The sequence below is a fragment of the Oceaniferula marina genome (assembly GCF_013391475.1).
Classification (GTDB): domain Bacteria; phylum Verrucomicrobiota; class Verrucomicrobiia; order Verrucomicrobiales; family Akkermansiaceae; genus Oceaniferula; species Oceaniferula marina.
The window spans coordinates 69,883-88,262 of sequence record NZ_JACBAZ010000005.1; the positions used below are offsets into that span (position 1 = coordinate 69,883).

At 52.5% G+C, this 18,380-nt stretch carries 13 protein-coding genes; 6 read left to right on the forward strand and 7 right to left on the reverse strand.

The genetic code is table 11. From position 1 onward, the window contains the following. Nucleotides 1-38 precede the first annotated feature (38 nt). A complete protein-coding gene (locus tag HW115_RS13590; RefSeq protein WP_178933451.1) occupies nucleotides 39-2,081 on the reverse strand; it encodes a right-handed parallel beta-helix repeat-containing protein in 2,043 nt (680 codons plus the stop codon). A gap of 255 nt (nucleotides 2,082-2,336) precedes the next feature. Here HW115_RS13590 and HW115_RS13595 point away from each other — a divergent pair, with 255 nt between their 5' ends. The 3 genes from HW115_RS13595 to HW115_RS13605 all read left to right on the forward strand — a co-directional run bounded on the left by HW115_RS13595 (nucleotide 2,337) and on the right by HW115_RS13605 (nucleotide 4,153). After that, a complete protein-coding gene (locus HW115_RS13595; RefSeq protein ID WP_178933542.1) occupies nucleotides 2,337-3,122 on the forward strand; it encodes a PEP-CTERM sorting domain-containing protein in 786 nt (261 codons plus the stop codon). Nucleotides 3,123-3,356: 234 nt separating this feature from the next. Next, the gene (locus HW115_RS13600; protein WP_178933452.1) at nucleotides 3,357-3,578 is read left to right on the forward strand and encodes a hypothetical protein; all 222 of its coding nucleotides are present in this window, start codon (nucleotides 3,357-3,359) and stop codon (nucleotides 3,576-3,578) included. After that, a complete protein-coding gene (locus HW115_RS13605) occupies nucleotides 3,554-4,153 on the forward strand; it encodes a PEP-CTERM sorting domain-containing protein (protein ID WP_178933453.1) in 600 nt (199 codons plus the stop codon). The genes HW115_RS13600 and HW115_RS13605 overlap by 25 nt, the downstream gene beginning before the upstream one ends. Nucleotides 4,154-4,297: 144 nt before the next feature. On the opposite strand, the gene HW115_RS13610 is transcribed toward HW115_RS13605, so the two are convergent. Beyond that, nucleotides 4,298-5,815, reverse strand: coding sequence for a sulfatase family protein (locus HW115_RS13610; RefSeq protein WP_178933454.1), 1,518 nt, complete (start codon nucleotides 5,813-5,815; stop codon nucleotides 4,298-4,300). A gap of 290 nt (nucleotides 5,816-6,105) precedes the next feature. On the opposite strand from HW115_RS13610, the gene HW115_RS13615 reads away from it, so the two are divergent. Further along, nucleotides 6,106-7,713 (forward strand): sulfatase family protein, encoded by a 1,608-nt coding sequence (locus tag HW115_RS13615; protein ID WP_178933455.1) that lies wholly within the window; start codon nucleotides 6,106-6,108, stop codon nucleotides 7,711-7,713. A 141-nt stretch (nucleotides 7,714-7,854) separates the two neighbouring features. Here HW115_RS13615 and aroB read toward each other — a convergent pair whose 3' ends face one another. From aroB to HW115_RS13635, 4 genes are all read right to left on the reverse strand, one after another. Next, on the reverse strand, nucleotides 7,855-8,961 hold the full coding sequence (aroB, locus tag HW115_RS13620) for a 3-dehydroquinate synthase (protein WP_178933456.1): 1,107 nt from the start codon (nucleotides 8,959-8,961) through the stop codon (nucleotides 7,855-7,857). A gap of 88 nt (nucleotides 8,962-9,049) precedes the next feature. Next, nucleotides 9,050-10,447 (reverse strand): LutB/LldF family L-lactate oxidation iron-sulfur protein, encoded by a 1,398-nt coding sequence (locus HW115_RS13625; protein WP_178933457.1) that lies wholly within the window; start codon nucleotides 10,445-10,447, stop codon nucleotides 9,050-9,052. Nucleotides 10,448-10,469: 22 nt separating this feature from the next. After that, the gene (locus tag HW115_RS13630; RefSeq protein ID WP_178933458.1) at nucleotides 10,470-11,330 is read right to left on the reverse strand and encodes an amidohydrolase family protein; all 861 of its coding nucleotides are present in this window, start codon (nucleotides 11,328-11,330) and stop codon (nucleotides 10,470-10,472) included. A 23-nt stretch (nucleotides 11,331-11,353) separates the two neighbouring features. Further along, the gene (locus HW115_RS13635; protein WP_178933459.1) at nucleotides 11,354-12,124 is read right to left on the reverse strand and encodes a (Fe-S)-binding protein; all 771 of its coding nucleotides are present in this window, start codon (nucleotides 12,122-12,124) and stop codon (nucleotides 11,354-11,356) included. Between the two features lie 165 nt (nucleotides 12,125-12,289). On the opposite strand from HW115_RS13635, the gene HW115_RS13640 reads away from it, so the two are divergent. Further along, entirely contained in the window at nucleotides 12,290-13,705 is a 1,416-nt protein-coding gene (locus HW115_RS13640) for a nitronate monooxygenase (protein WP_178933460.1), read from the forward strand. 148 nt (nucleotides 13,706-13,853) lie between these two features. Beyond that, nucleotides 13,854-14,537 carry a lysozyme inhibitor LprI family protein gene (locus tag HW115_RS13645; RefSeq protein WP_178933461.1) on the forward strand — a complete coding sequence of 228 codons (684 nt, stop codon included), beginning with the start codon at nucleotides 13,854-13,856 and terminating at the stop codon, nucleotides 14,535-14,537. Between the two features lie 345 nt (nucleotides 14,538-14,882). Here HW115_RS13645 and secA read toward each other — a convergent pair whose 3' ends face one another. After that, complete coding sequence (gene secA / locus HW115_RS13650; RefSeq protein ID WP_178933462.1) at nucleotides 14,883-18,065, reverse strand: preprotein translocase subunit SecA; 3,183 nt, start codon at nucleotides 18,063-18,065, stop codon at nucleotides 14,883-14,885. Between the last annotated feature and the right edge of the window lie 315 nt (nucleotides 18,066-18,380).

The window sequence follows — 18,380 nt, forward strand, 5'->3', positions numbered from 1 at the left end:
AAAAGAGACGGGAGAGGATGGTCGTTTGAGTTCGTTGGTCAGCTGGACTTCAGGCCAATACGATCAAAGGGGATGGGAGGGAAGGCGATATCCTTTCGTTGTTGATCGGGGAGGGAGAGGAGGGCTTTCTCAGCTGATGGGATTGGGGTGTTTTTCGACGGAGGGATATGGATGTTTTGTTCAAAGCGGATGAAGCGGTCACTTTTTCTGTCGGTTTTTTTCCAAGCTTTTGCTCCGATAATGATATTGCTTCGGGCGATGGTGTTGACTGGGGCCGCAGGGTTGTCGGTGAGGACGTTTACGAGTTGCGGGTAGCGTGTGCTGAATGGCGGGGCATCACCTTTGATGGCTGCGTATTTGCGGTAAAAGCCATGGGGGCCGCCTTTGGCCACATGTTTGGCTGCCCAGCCGAGGCCCCGCCCATCGATCCAAATGCCGATGTTGCCGCCTAGGATGAGGTTTCCTTGGATCAGGTTGTCCCGGCCACCACCGATGAGCATTCCACGATAGGCGCCTTCAAGGATATTTCCCTCGATAGTCATACCTCCTGTGAGGTCATCGAGATAGATGAGACTGGTTCCGTGCCGATGCATGGGTTCGTAGACAACATGTTTTTCGGTGCGTAATGAGGCGGGAGTTTTGGTGGCGAAGTGTGGGCCACTGTGGTGCAGGTGGTTGTGGCGAATGATGGTTCCTCTGGAGGTGTAGTCCCGTGGGCAGGTGTAAATAGCGCCAGAGTCATCGGTCTCGAGAACCACATGGTGAATTTCATTGCGTTCGATGAGGTGGTCATTGCCGTTGAAGGAAATCGCCTGGTGTGGTGCATGGTGAATGAGATTGTTACGAACGTGGTTCCCTACACCGTTGAGCGCGACAGCGGGGGTGTAGGTTCTTCTGATACGGGAAATGTGGTGGATGTGGTTGGATTCGATCACATGATTACCTGCTTGCAGCGTCTGGCGTTCCCCACCCTGAACCGAGACCCCGCAAGCCCCGGTATTGTTGACGATACATCTCGAAATTGTGCACTCCTTTCCTTTCTGGATAACGATTCCAGTATCTCCAAGGTTGCGCACCTGGCACTGGTTCACTTGGATCTTGGTCGAATGTTCAATCAGGATGCCGTGACTACGACCAACTTCGAAATGGATATGTTTGATTTGGATGTTGTTGCTGTTTTGGATGTGAAGCAGGGGGGACTCGAAGGTGGAAACGAGAACCTCGTTTGTATCGGAATCCTCCGGCCACACATAGAGGAGCCCCTTACGTTTATCGATGTAATACTCTCCGGGTGAGTCAAGTTCGCAGAGAAGGTTTTGGGCAAAGAAACGCTGACCTTTCCGCAATCCGTAGTGCTTTGCTTGGCCGAGAATCAGCTGTTGTTCATCGGGCTGGATCGATTGGATCGGGAGAAAACGGTCCGCCCAACCGTGGTACCAATACCCGTAGAGCCAAGGGTTGGATTCTTTGCTCCATTGTTTGAGTCTGGTTTGACTGATATGGGATGTGATCCGGTTGCCATTTTTCCCGTCGGGAATGGATTTGATGGTATGCCATCCTCGATTGGGGTAGCGAGCTAGAGTTTGGCGTTGGCCGTTGATAAAAACTTCCATGGCTGTGGATCCTCCATGACCGAAGCCGAGGGTTTTGTGTTCGCCGGTGTTTTCAATGCCGAGTGATCCAAGGTCTGCATAGCGAACGTTTTTGAGAGATTGCTGTGGAAGCGCGTTTGGGCGATCCGATGTGGGGACGGGGTTTAATACGGGGATTTTGTGTCCACCGATTAAGCGGGGAGCGTGTTTGGGGTCCAGTGCCTGAAGGCGTAATCCGTTGTCCCGTTGGTCGAGTTTGAGAGAAGATTGAAGTTCGTAAATGCCAGGGTAAAGAATCAGATTCTTCGTTTGAGTTTGTGCTTTTCGGCTTACCGCAATAGCTTTGGTCAAGCTTTTGAAGGGGCTTGTTTTGCTTCCCGTGTTGTTATCGCTGCCCGTGGGAGAAATATAAAAGTCTGAGTGGGGGACGTTTTTGCCCAAGGTGAAGGGAGCGGAGATTAACGTGATTAAAATGAATGGTTTGAGCATGGTCTTGATCGTTCGATACGGGCCGTTGCAAAGATGTTTAGACCATCTCGGGCGCTTTTTTTAACTTACTGCAAAGGTGCTGGTTGTCTTTCAATGGGGAAGAAGATTCTCTTTGCTTCGTCTGATTTTGTTTAGGAATTTGTCATATTGATCTGAATATTAGTCTCGATCGTCTGATCTCTGGAAACACCATTGACCAGAAAAGGTCTGAGTTTTAAAGCTTACAGCATTGAGGTAAATGACCTCCTATTAGATATGAAAAAATATACAATTTTACTATTAGCGAGCGGAGCCTCAATGCTAGCAACTCCTACTCAAGCAGCGACGGTTTTCGCTACCTTTCAAGATGGAGTGGATGGCTATGCAGGAACCAGAGACACCTCATTGGTGCAAGAATCTCCTAACAATAATTATGGAGACCGTGTAAACGTGTTGATTGGAGCGCACGGTTCAGGGCGGCAGCGGGCAGGAGTCATTGGTTTTGATGTGACCTCGCTGAATGGTTTGTATAGTACGATTGCATCAGTGAAACTCGAGTTTACCGTCGGCGTGACTACGGCCGGGACCAATACTTGGCAGCTTAATCTGCTGCGTGAAGGTAATGCCGATTGGGTTGAGGGAAGTTCGAACGGAGAGGCTGAGGCGGGTACGGCAACCTGGAATAAGAAGAACACCGCGAATTGGTTGGGAGGCAACAGTGGTGCACGGCTAGCTACAGATGTTTACGGCTCCATGGCGTCAATGACCTTTACCAATGGAAGCACGGTTACCGGTAATAAAGTGATGGTGACTTTGGATCCAAGCAGCCTGGATGAATCTGTGAATACCTTGGATGAAATGATGAACCTTTGGAGCGGGGGAACGAATGCTGGGATTCAGATTTACGGTGGGTCTGGGCAGTGGAGTGTTGATAGTAAAGACAATGCTGTCGTAGCGAATCGCCCCAAGTTGATTGTAGAATACACACCGATCCCTGAGCCTCATTCCGCGGCATTACTGGGGCTCGGTGGAGTGGCGCTCGTGCTTCGCCGTAGGAAGTAGCATCCTTTTTTGATTTTAATTTACCCTTGTAGCCTGTGTCAGCTGCTTTTGTTGTCTAAGTGACAAATGCGGTTGGCCAGCATTCAGGAGCGCAGGGAGAATGATGATTCGATTTCGTTGGCAGAGAATAGGTGTCCTTTAGTCTTATTCGTCTGAATAAATGTCATATTCTTTGATTGCTCGAATTTTAGTAGACCCGACCAAGTTTGATACTGCAGTATGTATTTCACAAGTATGATGAAGAGTGTTCAATTCCAATTGCTGACCGCGGTGAGCGGGCTGTGTCTTGCCGTATCAGCCGATGCGGCTTCTATCATCACCGAAGTCTATGATTTCAATGCATTAACCAGTGGTGGGGTAAACCTTGCTGGTCAGATGGCTGGGAATCCATATCTGGAAACGTGGTTGTTAGGAATGATCAGTCATCGTGGATGTCAGGAGCGTCGGGGAACGTGATCTATGCCGGGCCTGGGGATAAGCAGCTGCGAAGGAAAAATGATGCCGGGTTTAGCTATACACTGCAGAATGCTCCCTTTGAAGTATCGACTGTGGTGAGACGGAACACAGGAGTGAACGAATACATGGCGCTTGGTGCTGATTTGGATTCCGGTGGTTCCTTAGGTTTTATGTTTGGGATGAGTAGCGGTGATTTTTATGTGCGTGGAGCTTCCGCAGGTACTGCGGTTCGAGTTGCCGACAATATTACTGACAGTGTTGGACTTGAATTGCGTTTGGCTGTTGATCCTCAAGCCAATAGTGGAAAAGGGATTGGGAGTTTGTCTTTTCGTGTGGCAGGTACAACTGGCGCCTATACAGAGGTTGCTGGATTGCAGAGTGTTGATTTGCAGTTAGATCGAATGGCTGAGTCATATCGAGATCCTTCGACTTGGAACTTTTTGTATGTGCGTGCCGGTAGTGGAGGAGGGTTGGATGATCTGACGATTCGTCAGACCGTTCCCGAGCCTTCCTCTTCGGCCATCCTTGGCTTGGGGTGTGGTATGTTGATTTTCAGCCGCCGGAGAACCCGCTGACCATGGGCTTCATTTTTGAGTATGATTTTGTGTGTTTTCATGCTCGTGATCTACCTCCCTTTCGAGGGAGGTAGTTTTTTTACGGAGCACCCAGCGGATTTAAATTTTCAATGAACTTTTTTGTAGAGATCGACGAGGGCGGGCTTACTCGTGATTTTTGGTGTTTTTGATGCGTTGGTTGAGTTGTTGGACGATTTCAGGGTGCTTGAGGTAGAGGTTGTTTTTTTCCTCCGGGTCTTTGGACAGGTTGTAGAGTTGCCCTGGAGGGGTGTTTTTAGAGATGGCGACCTTTGACCACCCTCCGGAACCTTTGCTTTGGATGAGCTTCCATTCCTTGTATCGAATGGCGAAGGTTCCATTGCTGGAGTGGTGAATCAATGATTCTCTGACTGCTTTGTCAGGTTGTTGCCAGCATGGAAACAGATCAACTGAGTCCTCAGCGGATCCCGCGGCTAGGGGGGCGTTGACAAGTTTGGCGATGGTGCGCATGAGATCGACATGACAAACCAATTGTGGGTTGACTGAGTTGGCCTTGATGTGTCCAGGCCAGCGTAGAATGAATGGCACCCTGTGCCCGCCTTCAAAGGCATCTGCCTTCATGCCCCGCCATGGGGCATTTGGGTGGTGGTCGAATTTTTTGCTGACCGAGAGGTTGGTGTGCCAATCTTTGCCTCTGATGTGGGGGTCTCCGGCCGGGCCGCAGGATCCATTGTCGCTGGTGACGATGACGAGGGTGTTTTTACTGAGCTTGTTGTCGTCCAGAGCCTGCAGAACATCGCCGATGATGGCATCGGTCTGTACGATGAAGTCACCATAATCACCCGCTTGGCTTTTGCCGGCCCATTCTTTTGTCGGAACGATGGGGCGGTGAGGTGAGGTGAGAGGCATGTAGAGAAAAAAAGGAGAATGTGATGCCTCGGCTTGTTCTTGAATGAACTTCACGGCGCGATCTCTCAATCCTGGCAGGATTTTGTGTAGGTCCCAGCCGTTTTGCATGCGTCCCGGGTTGCCATACATGTTTGCTGGCTTTTGCTTGGTGGGTAATGGGCCTAGCACACTATCATTTTCAATGAAGCAGTAGGGAGGGAAGTTGGGGACATCCACTCCGAAATAATAGTCGAACCCGGCCGTAAGGGGGCCTTCGGAAATACGTTTGCTCAGATCCACTTTGGATTGGAATTTACGGTTCCAACTGTGATTCCACAATGGAGGAAGTTTGATGTTGGTATCTTTCATGCCCCACTGCATACCGAGGTGCCATTTGCCGATGCAGGCTGTGGTGTAACCTTTGCGTTTGAGTATCTTGCCGATGGTGGGGCGATTGGCTTCGATCAGGGGCGAGCAGTAAGGTCCAAGAACACCTTTTTTCATGCGGCTTCTCCAAGCGTAACGTCCGGTCAAAAGGGCATAGCGTGTGGGGGTGCAGACCGCGGACGGAGAATGTGCGTCGATGAACCGCATGCCTTGTGTGGCCAGGCGGTCAAGGTGAGGGGTTGGTATTTTTGAGCCTGGGTTCTGGCAATTCAAATCGCCATAACCCATATCATCAGCAAGGATGATGACAATGTTTGGCATCGGGTGTGCTTGGGATGCCTGGGTAGGTTTTTGGGCGATCAGGGTGAGAGTCAGAAGTTGGGAAAGCAGGATTAAAATGCGGGTCATAATGCTTGGTGATTTGATTGTTCGTGGAAGAGGGATCCGCTGAATGATGGATGGTGCCAGGTATTGATGTCGTAGAACGTCTTTGGAGGGCTTAAATATACGAACTGAGATAGGAATCTGTTTCAGTCTAACATGGTGTGAATGGGGTGAGATTCGCTTGAATTCTTGTCTTATGGGCTGATTGGGAAGTTTTTAGCTTGGTTGTGTGTTTTGCAGCTATATTTTCTGATCAGTCACCGTAGGAATACGAGCACCCTCTCTCTATGGTTCTTCCTCATCGATTTTTTATTATGAAATTATTTCATCGTTTTAGTTTGTCTCGTTCGCCGTTTGTTTCCGTTGGCCTCAGAGTTTCGGCTCTCAGTGCGTGCGTTATATTTGGCAGTCATGCTCTGGCCGACAGTCCGAAACCGAATGTCCTTTTTGTTTTTTCAGATGACCATGCGTGTCACAGCATCAGTGCGTATGGATCGAAGATTAACAAGACACCTAACATTGACCGGATTGCGGAGGCTGGGGCGCTGTTTGAAAACAGTTTTTGTGCGAATGCGATTTGTGGTCCCTCCCGAGCGTGCGTCATGTCTGGGAAGCACAGCTATGCCAACGGGTTTGTTTCCAATTGGGGGAAATCCTTTGACGGGACGCAGCCCACATTGATGAATGCACTTAATAAAGGCGGCTATCAAACGGCCTTGATTGGTAAATGGCATTTGGGGGATCACCCGAAAGACGGTTATGGGATCGATCACTGGGAGTTATGGGGTTCTGGATATCACAACCCTGTGTTTACCGATAAACAGGGACGTCATAAAGTGAAAGGGTATTCTACGACTGTGATCACGGACAAAGCGATCCGTTGGATGAGTCAGCGCGATCGAGCCAAACCATTTGTCATGATGTGTACCTACAATGCCCCGCACCGGACGTGGGCGGTCGACCCCAAACACTATGATCGCTATAAAGGTCATCAGTTTCCACTTCCAGAAACATTGCACGATGATTGGTCGAATCGAAGTGAAACCTTGAGGGCTAACCGACAGTCGATTGCGGAACATTTTTATTATAAGTATGATCTCAAAGTGAATGAGCCGGTTCCCTTTGCTTCTGCCCGCGAAAAGCGGCTTGGTGCACGTGAGTATTCCAGATTGAGTGCTGAGGGGAAGGCTCTCTGGGACGCAGCTTATGGACCTGAAAACCTGGCTTTTATCAAAGCGGCGCCAAAAGGGAGAGCATTGGTTGAGTGGAAATATCAGAGATATATCAGGGATTATGTACGTTGTGTGGACTCGGTGGATGAAAATGTGGGCAGATTACTGGATTACCTGGAGCGGGATGGAATTTTAGAGAATACGATTGTGATTTATAGTTCGGACCAAGGTTTTTTTCTGGGTGACCACGGTCTGTATGACAAGCGCTGGATGTTCGAGGAGGCATTCAAAATGCCTTTTATCATCTCATGGCCTGGCAAGATCAAAGCGGGGTCGAGGTATCAGCAGTTTATTCAGAACATTGATTACGCTCCAACGTTGATTGATGCCGCAGGGTTGAACGTTCCCGATGAAATGCAGGGAGTTAGCCTGTTACCGGTGTTTGACGGGGCAACACCGGAATGGAGAGAGTCGGTCTACTACCATTTTTATGAAGGGGGAGGAGAGCATAATGCTCCGAAGCATGAGGGGGTCAGGACCGCACGCTATAAGTTGATCCATTTTTATACCATGGGCGAATACAACTTGTTCGATTTGGAGAAGGACCCGAATGAAATGAAGGATTTATCCAAGAACCCAGAATACAGGAAGGTTATGGATGAGATGAAGGATGAGCTGGAACGTCTACGAAAGCAATATGGTCAGCCACCTTTGCCCAGTAAAAAAACGGGCAAAAAAGCCAATCGCTGAGAGCGGGGGGCAGATGGGCTCCTCATCGCTCAGCCATCATCAAAGATGCCGGGTGGTTATACCATTCTCCCAGTAAAATTGGCAGAATGGTTTGAGTTTAAGATGATGAGCCATTCAGCCAATTTAACTGATCAAATGGTATTAGCCGCGCGTAGGATCTGAATCGACCGGGGTGCGGAGCTGTTCGATGGCATTGCGGATATCATCCAGAGTGACTTGGTCGGACACTTCGGCCGAGCCAGCTTTGGTGAGAAGGACAAAGTGGATGGTGCCACCACTGAATTTTTTATCCCGCAGTAGTTTGTCCATGATGGTGTCGGTTTCAATGTGATCTGACAGCACGAGTGGAAGTTGAAATGCCTCAAGGAATTGGAGGATCCGTTGGCTGTCCGCACGGGGGAAGCCGTTGAGTTGCTCGGAAAGGATCAGGGCGGCCCGGGTACCCAAGGAAATGGCCTCACCGTGTAGCATTTCCCCGTAGGGGAGGGAGGCTTCGATGCCGTGGCCAACGGTGTGACCGAAGTTGAGCAGGGCTCGGGTGCCGGAGGTTTCGCGTTCATCTTCTTCGACGACCCGGGCTTTGATGGCGAGATTGCGGGCGAGTAGGTCGGCGCTTGGGTGTTGGTCTGATGGGTCGAGAGCGTTGAGGTCATCGATCATGGCTTCGTCCCGGATGGCGGCGTGTTTGATGGCTTCGGCATAACCCTCGCGGTATTCACGCCCGGGAAGGGTGGCCAGGGTCATTGGGTCGACCACAACCAAACGAGGTTGGTGGAAGGCTCCTATCAGGTTTTTTCCTTCAGGCGCGTTGACGCCTGTTTTACCTCCGGCAGAGCTATCGACCTGGGAAACGATGGTGGTGGGGACCTGGACAAAAGGAACGCCCCGGTAAAAAATGGCCGCGACAAATCCGGCAAGATCGCCGGTGACGCCGCCGCCCAATGCGAGAACGAAGGATGCCCGATCATGCCCTGCATTGATCAGTTCACTGCAGAGTGCGCTGGACTGACTCATTGATTTGCTGGCTTCACCAGCAGGGAAGGTATGGCAGCTTGAAGATATCCCGGCCTCATCGAGGCTGTCCATCACCCGCTGGGCGTAGAGAGGTCCGACATTGGAGTCGGTGATCAGCGCGCACTTTCCCTTCAGTCCGGTGGACTGAACGAGCGAGCCAATCGAATCGAGGAGTCCATCTTCAACGAGGATGTCGTAAGAGCGGTCGGCGAGGTCAAGGTGCACAGTGGGCATGGCGATGGTTGTAAGAACCGCACCGTGAAGATTCAAGTGCAATCGCGTTCCGTCATCTGGGAAACCCCAGATGTATTCGGATGGGATTTTAACGAATGGGTGGCCGTTTTTTTAACCACTTGCGGAAATCCCCTCCGGTGGACTTCGGAAGCGTGCGTTGGCCGAGCCAGTGTTGCATCGGTTTGATCGGGGCAACGTGGATCGGCAGGTGGTTCATGGCCTTGGACATGGTCATGGCCGTGCGCCATAATTTCGGTGAGCTGGCAAGTTCGGCAAAGGGCGCCATGGGAAGGTTGCCGGGGGATTTGATTTTTTCACGTTTGGCCCGGTCTCTGAGTCGGAGCAACAGGGTGGGGATGGGGATATCTACCGGGCAGACCTCCCGGCATGCTCCACAAAGAGACGAGGCTTTTGGTAGGTCGGCGAGTTCCGGGAATTTGTCACCGGCAAGAAGCGGGGAAAGGACGGCTCCCACTGGTCCCCCGTAAGTGGCGCGATAGGCGTGGCCACTGGATTGGCGGTAGATCGGGCAGACGTTCTGGCACGCGGAGCAGCGGATGCAGCGCAGGATTTCCTTGCAGTTGGAGGCCAGAATGTCACTTCGGCCATTATCCATAAAGACAACGTGCATGTGCTCCGGGCCGCTGGGTTGATTTTCCGAGCGTGGCCCGTTGATGAACTGGGTATAAACGGTCAGTTGTTGGCCGGTGGCGGATCTGCCGAGCAGGTTGAGGAAGACACCGAGGTCCTGGTCGCGGGGAACCAGCTTTTCAATGCCGATCAGGGCGATATGCACGGGTGGTGGGGCCATGCCGAAGCGGGCGTTGCCTTCGTTGGTGACCAGCACGACGCGCCCGCTTTCGGCTGAGACAAAGTTGCCGCCGGTGATGCCGGCATCAGCCTGGAAGTATTTTTCGCGAAGATGGGTTCGAGCCCGACGGGTCAGGGTTTCGGGGTCGTCGTTGTAGTCTTCGGCAATGCCTTCCTTCAGGAAGGTGTTGGCAATTTCCCTACGGTTTTTATGGATGATCGGTTTGACGATGTGGGATGGGACATCGTCATCGAGTTGAATGATAAACTCACCGAGGTCGCTCTCCAGGCATTCGATGCCATTTTTGACTAGGAATGGGTTGAGGTGGATTTCCTCTGACGCCATGGACTTGGATTTTGTCAGTCGTTTGACGTCGTGTTGTTTGAGGATGTTCAGGACGGCCTCCCGGGCATCTTGATCGGTGGAAGCAAAGTGGACCTTCACCCCGTTTTGGGTCAGTTTCTCCTCGGCCTGGGCGAGATAGGTGTCGAGATGTTCCAGAGTGTGTTGTTTGATGTCGGCTGCCAGCTTGCGGATGCGGTCCGGGTCTTGGTAGTCGTTGAAGAGAACATGGTATCGTTTTTCGGTTCCCGAGGAGGTTCCGTCCATGACCGAGGCTTGTTTTTCCGCACTGATTTCAGTGGCATAGGTATCGATGAGTTGATGGGATGGCATGGCTGGGTGCGTGGGCAGGAAGTTAGATTTGATAGAAGGCTGCTGCGGTTTCGTGCTGAATGGCGGCCTGTTCGTCGGGGCTTAGGCTCAGAGTGAATTCATCGACCAGGTTGAGCCAGGCCGGGTAATCGGTGCCGAGCAAGGAGACAGGCCAGTCGGAGCCGAACATGACGCGCTGCGGCCCGAAGGCGTGGATGATTGTATCGACGTAAGGCCGAAGCAGGTCGTGGTGCCTGGTGCTTTGGCTTTTGCTCTCCGGGTCTTGGATTTCGGTGGTGAGGCCGGAAAGTTTGCAATAAATGTGCGGTCGTCTGGCGAGCTCCCGGATATTGCGGGCCCAGGATTTGCTGTCGGGGTCTTTCATGCCTTCGTTCGAGACAGGAGGTTTGCCGCAGTGGTTGAGGACCATACGTTGATTCGGGTGTTTATCGGCGAAAGCAATGGCCGAAGGGAGTTGGTCGTGGAAGACAAGCAGGTCGAATGCCAGGTCCCGATGGGTGATTTCCCGCATGCCATGATCGAAGTCCGGGTTGTCCAAAAACTGCTCGTCAGGGCAGCCTTGGATAATTTCCCGAATCCCTTTGAACAGAGGCTCGTTGATATACTGATCAAGAAAAATCCTGAGGTCCGGAGAGCAGAGCGGGGCCCAGCCGACGATGGCAGCCACGAGTTCCTCCGAGTGCTTGGCGCAGTCCAAAAGGAAGCGGTTTTCCTGATCCGAGCAGCGGGCTTGGACGGAAATGACCTGATCCACACCACTCATATCGAGGTGATGATTGAGTTCAGGAACGAGAAAATCCTTCTGCAGTTGGGGCATCTCATCCGAGATCCAGCCGTATTCGTCAGGGGAATACTTCCAGAAGTGATGGTGGGTATCGATCATAGCTGGGAGAAAGGGGCGGGTGATCAGGCGACATCGACGCCTTTCAGGCTGGCGAGTAGGATTTGAGCGATATGGCGGTATTCGATCGGGCGGCCTTGTTTTTCAGCCAGCCCTCCGAGGTGCATCATACAGGAGAGGTCGGCGGAGACGAGATAGTCTGGCTGGTTATCGAGCAGGTGATCAAGTTTCAGGGTTCCCATTTTGCCGGAAATATTCGGGAAAGTAACGCAGAAGGTTCCTCCGAACCCGCAGCATTGTTCTTTTTGCCCGTATTCGACCAGTTGGATGCCCTCAATGGAGTTGAGCAGGGTGGTTGCGGCTTCACGGGTTCCGGTTCCACGGGTGTGGCAGGAGTGGTGGAAGGCAATATGGGCATTGAAGGAGCCGGGCCAGGTGGTGATGCCAAGTTCGTGCACAATGTAGTCGGCAAGTTCGAAGGTTCGACGGCCCATGGCTTCAATTTCCGGCAGGTCTTCTTCATTTTCGAATTGGAGCGGGTTGCCGTGTTGTTGCATGGCGGCACAAGATCCGGATGGGATGATGATCGGCAGGTCTCCTTGGAACACCTCCATGGCATGGCGGGCCACCTTGCGTGAGGATTTCCAATCGCCGGCGTTGAAGGCTGGTTGACCGCAGCAGGTTTGGTCTTCGGGGTAGATGACTTCCACCCCGAGGTGTTCGAGGACTTGAACAGTCGCTTTGGCGGCATCCGCGTAAAAGGCGTCGCATAGGCAGGTACCCATCATGAGGACTTGTTTTTTTGTGGCGCTGGCGGCATCCTGTGTCATGTTCATGTGCCCGCATATTAGGTTAATTGCCCGCTCCGACAAGTCTTGATCGATTGTGATCGCTGATTTGTCAGGAATTTCAGGAATTGTCAGCTGCTATTGATAGCACTGTGAATTTAAGTGGTATTTTACTCGCAAGATGGGGGAGAACGTATATGACTTCAGCAGGCCATGATATTTCCTCAGATCATCCAAGGCGGAATGGGTATTAGTGTTTCCAGTTGGCAACTTGCAAATGCAGTTGCTACCCGGGGGCAGATTGGTGTGGTTTCGGGAACGGCCATTGATTTGGTGCTCGTCAGAAGCCTGCAAAACGGAGATCCAGGAGGGCATCGTCGACGCGCGATGGCTGCATTTCCCCGACAGGAAGTGGTGGAGCGTATTCTGGAAAAGTATTTTATTGCCGATGGTAAGGAGCCGGAGAAGGCTTATTCCAACAAGACGATGGTTGGTGAGGCTCCGAGTATCGAGTTGCAGGAGTTGCTGATTGTTGCGAACTTTGTGGAAGTGTATTTGGCCAAGGAAGGTCATAACGGGCTGGTCGGGATTAATTTCTTGCATAAAATCCAGACGCCGATGATGCCATCGATCTACGGGGCCATGCTGGCAGGGGTGGATGTGATCATCGTCGGGGCGGGTATTCCCCTCGAAATTCCCAAGATTATTGACGGCCTGAGTCGCAACGAGGCGGTGGAGTTCAGTCTGCCGGTCAAGGGGGCTACGGACGGGGCTCCATTTAAGATGCAGTTTGACCCGAATCTCGTATTTGACGACTGCCCAGAACCACATACACCTTATTTTTTCCCGATTGTTTCCTCTGTTACGCTGGCTAACTTGATGGTCAAAAAGTGTGGTGAGGGGGTCAATGGATTGATTATTGAAGGTCCGACAGCGGGTGGGCACAATGCGCCACCCCGTGGGAAGACCCAATATAATGAGCGGGGCGAACCCGTATATGGTAAGCGGGATGAAGTGGATTTCGAAAAAATCCGTGACATTGGTCTGCCGTTTTTTATTGCCGGCTCCTTTGCCAGCCATGAGAAATTGGAAGAGGCCAAAGCGATGGGAGCTACAGGTATTCAGGTAGGTTCCTTGTTTGCCTTTAGTGATGAGTCTGGTCTGACTGCTGAGATCAAGCTGGATGCCGTCCGTCACTGTCTTGCGGGAACGGAGAGCATTTTCCGCGACCCCGTGGCTTCACCTACCGGATTCCCTTTTCAGGTTTTATCGTTGCCCGACACGCTTTCCGAACAGGATGTGTATGAGGACCGTAAGCGGATTTGTGATCTGGGTTACTTGCGCGAGGCCTATCAAAAAGAGGATGGTTCGCTCGGGTGGCGTTGTGCATCCGAGCCTCTGCCTGCTTTCCTTCGTAAAGGAGGGACCGAGGAGGATGCCAAGGGGCGGAAATGTCTTTGTAACTCACTGATGGCCAATATCGGTATGCCTCAGAGGCGTAAAGGTGGAGTCGAGGAGTTACCCCTGTTGACCAGCGGATACAATTTGACTGCGATCAAGGAGATCGTCAAACCGGGTAAGGAGACATACTCAGCTTCCGAGGTGGTAGATTTCCTGCTCGGTGAGTAAAACGCCCGGTTCGCCGTAGGCGGATGGCGCTGGCTGAGATGTTTTGCCTGGCTGCTAGTTGAAGGCTGGCACTTGTTTGGTTTGATATGCGTCATTTTTGAACTGGCGGCTTGTCAGGTGCAGGGGCTCTTGTTAGTTCTTTGTGCTTATGAAAATCCTCTTGATGATGAGTGTGTCGATGGTGGCCGGAGCCTTTGCTGCGAGCGAGCTGGAAACCAGTAAAACGGAATTTGCAGAGGCAGACAAACAGTTGAATGTGGTCTACCTCAGTTTGAAAAAAACAATGCCCGAATGGTCGTTCAAGCAGCTCCAGCCCGATCAAAGGCGGTGGGTTTCATACCGTGACGCCATGGCAGAGCGGGCGGTTTTTGACCTGGAGGGAAAGGTTAAGGATGTCAAAACAAAGGCCGACTACTGGTCGATGATGGCCGGTTTGACCTGGGCGAGAGTCGATGTGCTCAACGGCTGGGCAGCTGTGGCGGAGGAGGGGAAGTGGCTTGGAGACTATAGTGATAGTTATGGGGGAGGCATGTCGATCTCGGTCAAAGAAGGCAAACTGCATTTTAAGATCGATGTTGTACGAGGCTTGAGCCACCACGTTGGTCAGATTAGTGGTGTGGCTGAGATCAATCAGAGTTACGCCCGTTTCTCGGATGAGGGCAAAGGCCGTGAAGGTGTTGAGGGTAAAACGTGGCTTGATTTTGAAATACTGGACGGAGCCCGGATCAAGGTTCGGGGGGTGAATACGAGTTATTACCACGGGGCTAGAGCCTACTTTGATGGAACCTATGTCAGGGTGGAACATCCTGAAAGTGAAGGTTGTAGCCAGTAAGGCTTCGATTGTTTCGCTAACAGTGGAGCCGTGGGCTTGAGCCTCTGATACCACTCCGCAAAACAGACGAGACGATTGATCGTTGTTGAGGTATTTGGAAAAGCACTGCGTGATCCATGAGAGTTCCGGATGAATGACTCCTTTGGCTTTGTTTCTCCTTAGTCATGGTGCCCGCACCATTCCTTCGTCGTGCCTTACCAAAGAACTCATTCATCTCGGCTATCGTCCCGTCTGTTTTACTACTTGGTATGAATAGTCTGAAGCGCATCAAGGCGGGTGCACAAAAAAGCCCAAGGCTTTTGGACGCCTTGGGCTTGGATGTTTTGTCAGAACTGTGTCCCGGGGTTAGGCTTCCCGGCCGCAGCACTTTTTGAACTTTTTACCGGACCCGCATGGACAGTCGTCGTTGCGGTTGATTTTCACGGTCGGGCGTCGTTTCGGCAGGTTGATTTTGATTTGCTGTCCGTCGGGAACCGGGGTCATGGCCAGTTGCTGTTGGTTGCCGGTTTGGGCGACGTTGGCATTGGTGATGGGTTCTCCGGCGGTTGCGTCGCTGGACAATTCCTGCGGCAGGCTGCGCATGAAGTTTTCGAATTGTTCGAGGTTGGTGGTGGACCGGAACAGGTTGCTGAGGGTTTCGCCCTCGATGTTGCTCATCAGGGTTTCGAAGAGGGAATATGCCTCGTTTTTGTATTCCACGAGCGGGTCTTTTTGACCTTGGGCTCGGAGATGGACACCCTCGCGGAGAGCATCCATGTTGTAGAGGTGCTCTTGCCACAGCTTGTCGATGCCGGTGAGGATGATGTGGCGCTCGAGCATGTCACGCAGCTCGGCCTCCTCGTGTTGCATCTTGAGTTCGTAGGCATCTTTGACTTTGCCGACGAGGAACTCGGAGTTGTCCTCGGCATTGCGATCCTGGAAGCCGCTTTCTTCGATGCTGAGTTGAAGCGGGAAGGTGGTGTTTGCCCAGTTGAGAAGCTCTGCGTAATCCGGAGCTCCTTCGTCACGGTCTTCCATGTAGGCGTGGACGGAAGCCGGAATGGCCCGCTCGATGACTTCGTAGATGAGCTCGCGTGGGTTCTCACTGTTGATGACTTCATTGCGATAGCCGTAGACAACTTCACGTTGTTTGTTCATCACATCGTCGAAGTCGAGAACGCGTTTCCGCCAGGTGTAGTTGCGTTGTTCGACGCGTTTCTGGGCGGTTTCCACAGAGCGGTTCAGCCATTTGTGTTCCAGGGCTTCACCGTCTTCCATGCCGAAGCGTTCCATCATGTTGGTCATGCGGTCGGCGGCGGCAAAGTTGCGCATTAAGTCGTCTTCGAAGGAAATGAAGAATTGGCTCATTCCCGGGTCTCCCTGGCGAGAACAGCGTCCTCGCAGCTGACGGTCGATCCGGCGCGATTCGTAGCGCTCGGTGCCGATAACAAACAATCCACCCGCTTCGGCGACTCCGGGAGCCAGTTTGATGTCGGTTCCCCGGCCGGCCATGTTGGTTGAAACGGTGACGGCTCCTTTTTGTCCGGCATTGGCAACGATCTCGGCTTCCTGACGGTGGTACTTGGCGTTGAGGATGTTGCAGGGAATTTTAGCCCGTTTGAGCATCTTGCCCACCAGTTCCGAGGCCTCCACGGAGGCGGTTCCGACGAGCACCGGCTGACCTCGGTCGTGGGCTTCCTGGATTTTTGAGACCACCGCATTGTATTTCTCACGCCGGGTTTTGAATACCTGGTCATTGTGGTCGATCCGGATATTGGGCACGTTGGTCGGGATCGGAAGGACGTCGAGTTTGTAGATGTCGTGAAATTCTGCAGCTTCGGTTTCAGCGGTTCCGGTCATACCGGCCAGTTTGCTGTAGAGGCGGAAGTAGTTCTGGATGGTGATGGTGGCGTAGGTTTGGGTTTCCTCTTCCACGTGAACCCCCTCTTTGGCTTCAACCGCTTGGTGAAGTCCGTCGGACCAGCGACGTCCTGGCATTTCCCGGCCGGTGTTTTCATCGACGATGATCACCTTGTTTTCGGCGATAACGTATTCGACGTCTTTTTCGTAGAGGCAATAGGCTTTGAGTAGCTGCGAAATCGAGTGCATTTTTTCGCCCTGGGTATCGAGGCGGGCTTGCAGGGCATCTTTTTTCTCGGCTCGATCGTCGGTGCTGAGGTCCGGGTCGGCATCGATTTCGGCATAGGCGGTTCCGAGGTCGGGCAGCACGAAGGCTTCGGCGTCATCCGGGGAGAGAAACTCGCGACCCATTTCCATGAGGTCGGCATCGTGGGCTTTTTCGTCGATGGTGTAGTAGAGCTCCTCTTTGATGGCAAACAGATCACGCTTTTGGGCGTCCTGATACATCGAAAGTTCGGTTTTTTCGATCAGTCGGCGGGTGTCCGGGTCTTCCATGAAGCGCATCAGTTGGCGGTTCCGTGGGTTGCCGAGTTTAATTTTGAACAGTGCCCGTCCGGCAGCTACTTCATCTTTGTCGTCCAAGGCTTTTTTCGCTTCTTCGGACAGTTCGTTGCAGAGGTGGTTCTGGCGTTTGACGAGCTGTTCGATCAGAGGCTTGTAGCGGCCGTATTGTTCGATGTTGGAAACGGTGGACGGGCCGGAAATAATCAGGGGCGTCCGGGCTTCATCGATCAAAATCGAGTCAACCTCGTCAATAATGGCGTAGTAGTGGCCGCGCTGGACCTGCTCGTCTTTAGAAGAAGACATGCCATTGTCGCGCAGGTAGTCGAATCCAAATTCGGCGTTGGTGCCGTAAGTGACGTCGCAGTTATACATCTCGCGGCGTTCGAAGGGTGGCATCTGGTTTTGGATGCAGCCAACGGTCAGGCCGAGGAATTTGAAGACCGCCCCCATCCATTCGGAGTCACGTCGGGCGAGGTAATCATTTACGGTGACCACGTGGACGCCCAGGCCGGTCAGGCCGTTGAGGAAGACGGGCAGCGTGGCAACCAAAGTTTTTCCTTCACCGGTTTGCATCTCGGCAATGATACCGCGGTGCAGGGCGATACCACCAATGAGCTGGACATCAAAATGCACCATTTCCCATGCAATCGGCTGATCACAGACGGTGATGGTCTGACCGCAGAGCCTGCGGGCGGCACTTTTGACAGCTGCGTAGGCTTCGGGCAGGATGGATTCGATGTACTTTGACTGGGCTTGCGGGAAGCTGGTTTCCTCGAGTTCTCGAAAGGCAGCTTTGGCTTCCTCGATGGAGTTGGTGTTGTTGTCTACCGAAGGAAGCCCCGGGTATTCGTCACGGAGGGCTTCGATGCGTTGGCTCAGTGACTGGGCCGCCGCCGCCAGAGCTTCCTCATCCATCTGCTCAAGTTCGTGAACGGTGGGAACTTCGAGTGGCAAATAGCGGTGCAGGTGATTCTGCCAAGTGGCGACTTTTTCACGTAGCTGGTCATCGGAAAGTGACTGATAGCCTTCTTCGATGCTGTTGATTTTGGCAATGACCGGGCGAAGTCGCTTGACTTCGCGTTGGTTTTTACTGCCGACGATTTTCTGAAGAGTCCACTTAAGCATAAAAATTGGGGCGCGGGTTGGGCGCGCGAGGTGAGTTCCATACACCTGCTTTGCCTTGTTGGCAAGGGGATTAGCTAGAGTTCCTGAATGCTTATCGGTTCAGGGATCAGCTCGGTGTTCGAGAATGACCAAACCATTTCTTTTTTGAGGTTCACCTCGATGAGTGGAAGGTAGTGTCCGGGGTAATCGTGGCCTGTCCAGTTGGTGAGCAGGGTGGCGTCGAGCGCGGGGGGGCGTGCACCCCATCCAGTGCGACGTTACCTCCGCTGAACAATAGAGATCTAACCGGGAATCCGTTTGGTCACCAGCTGGATG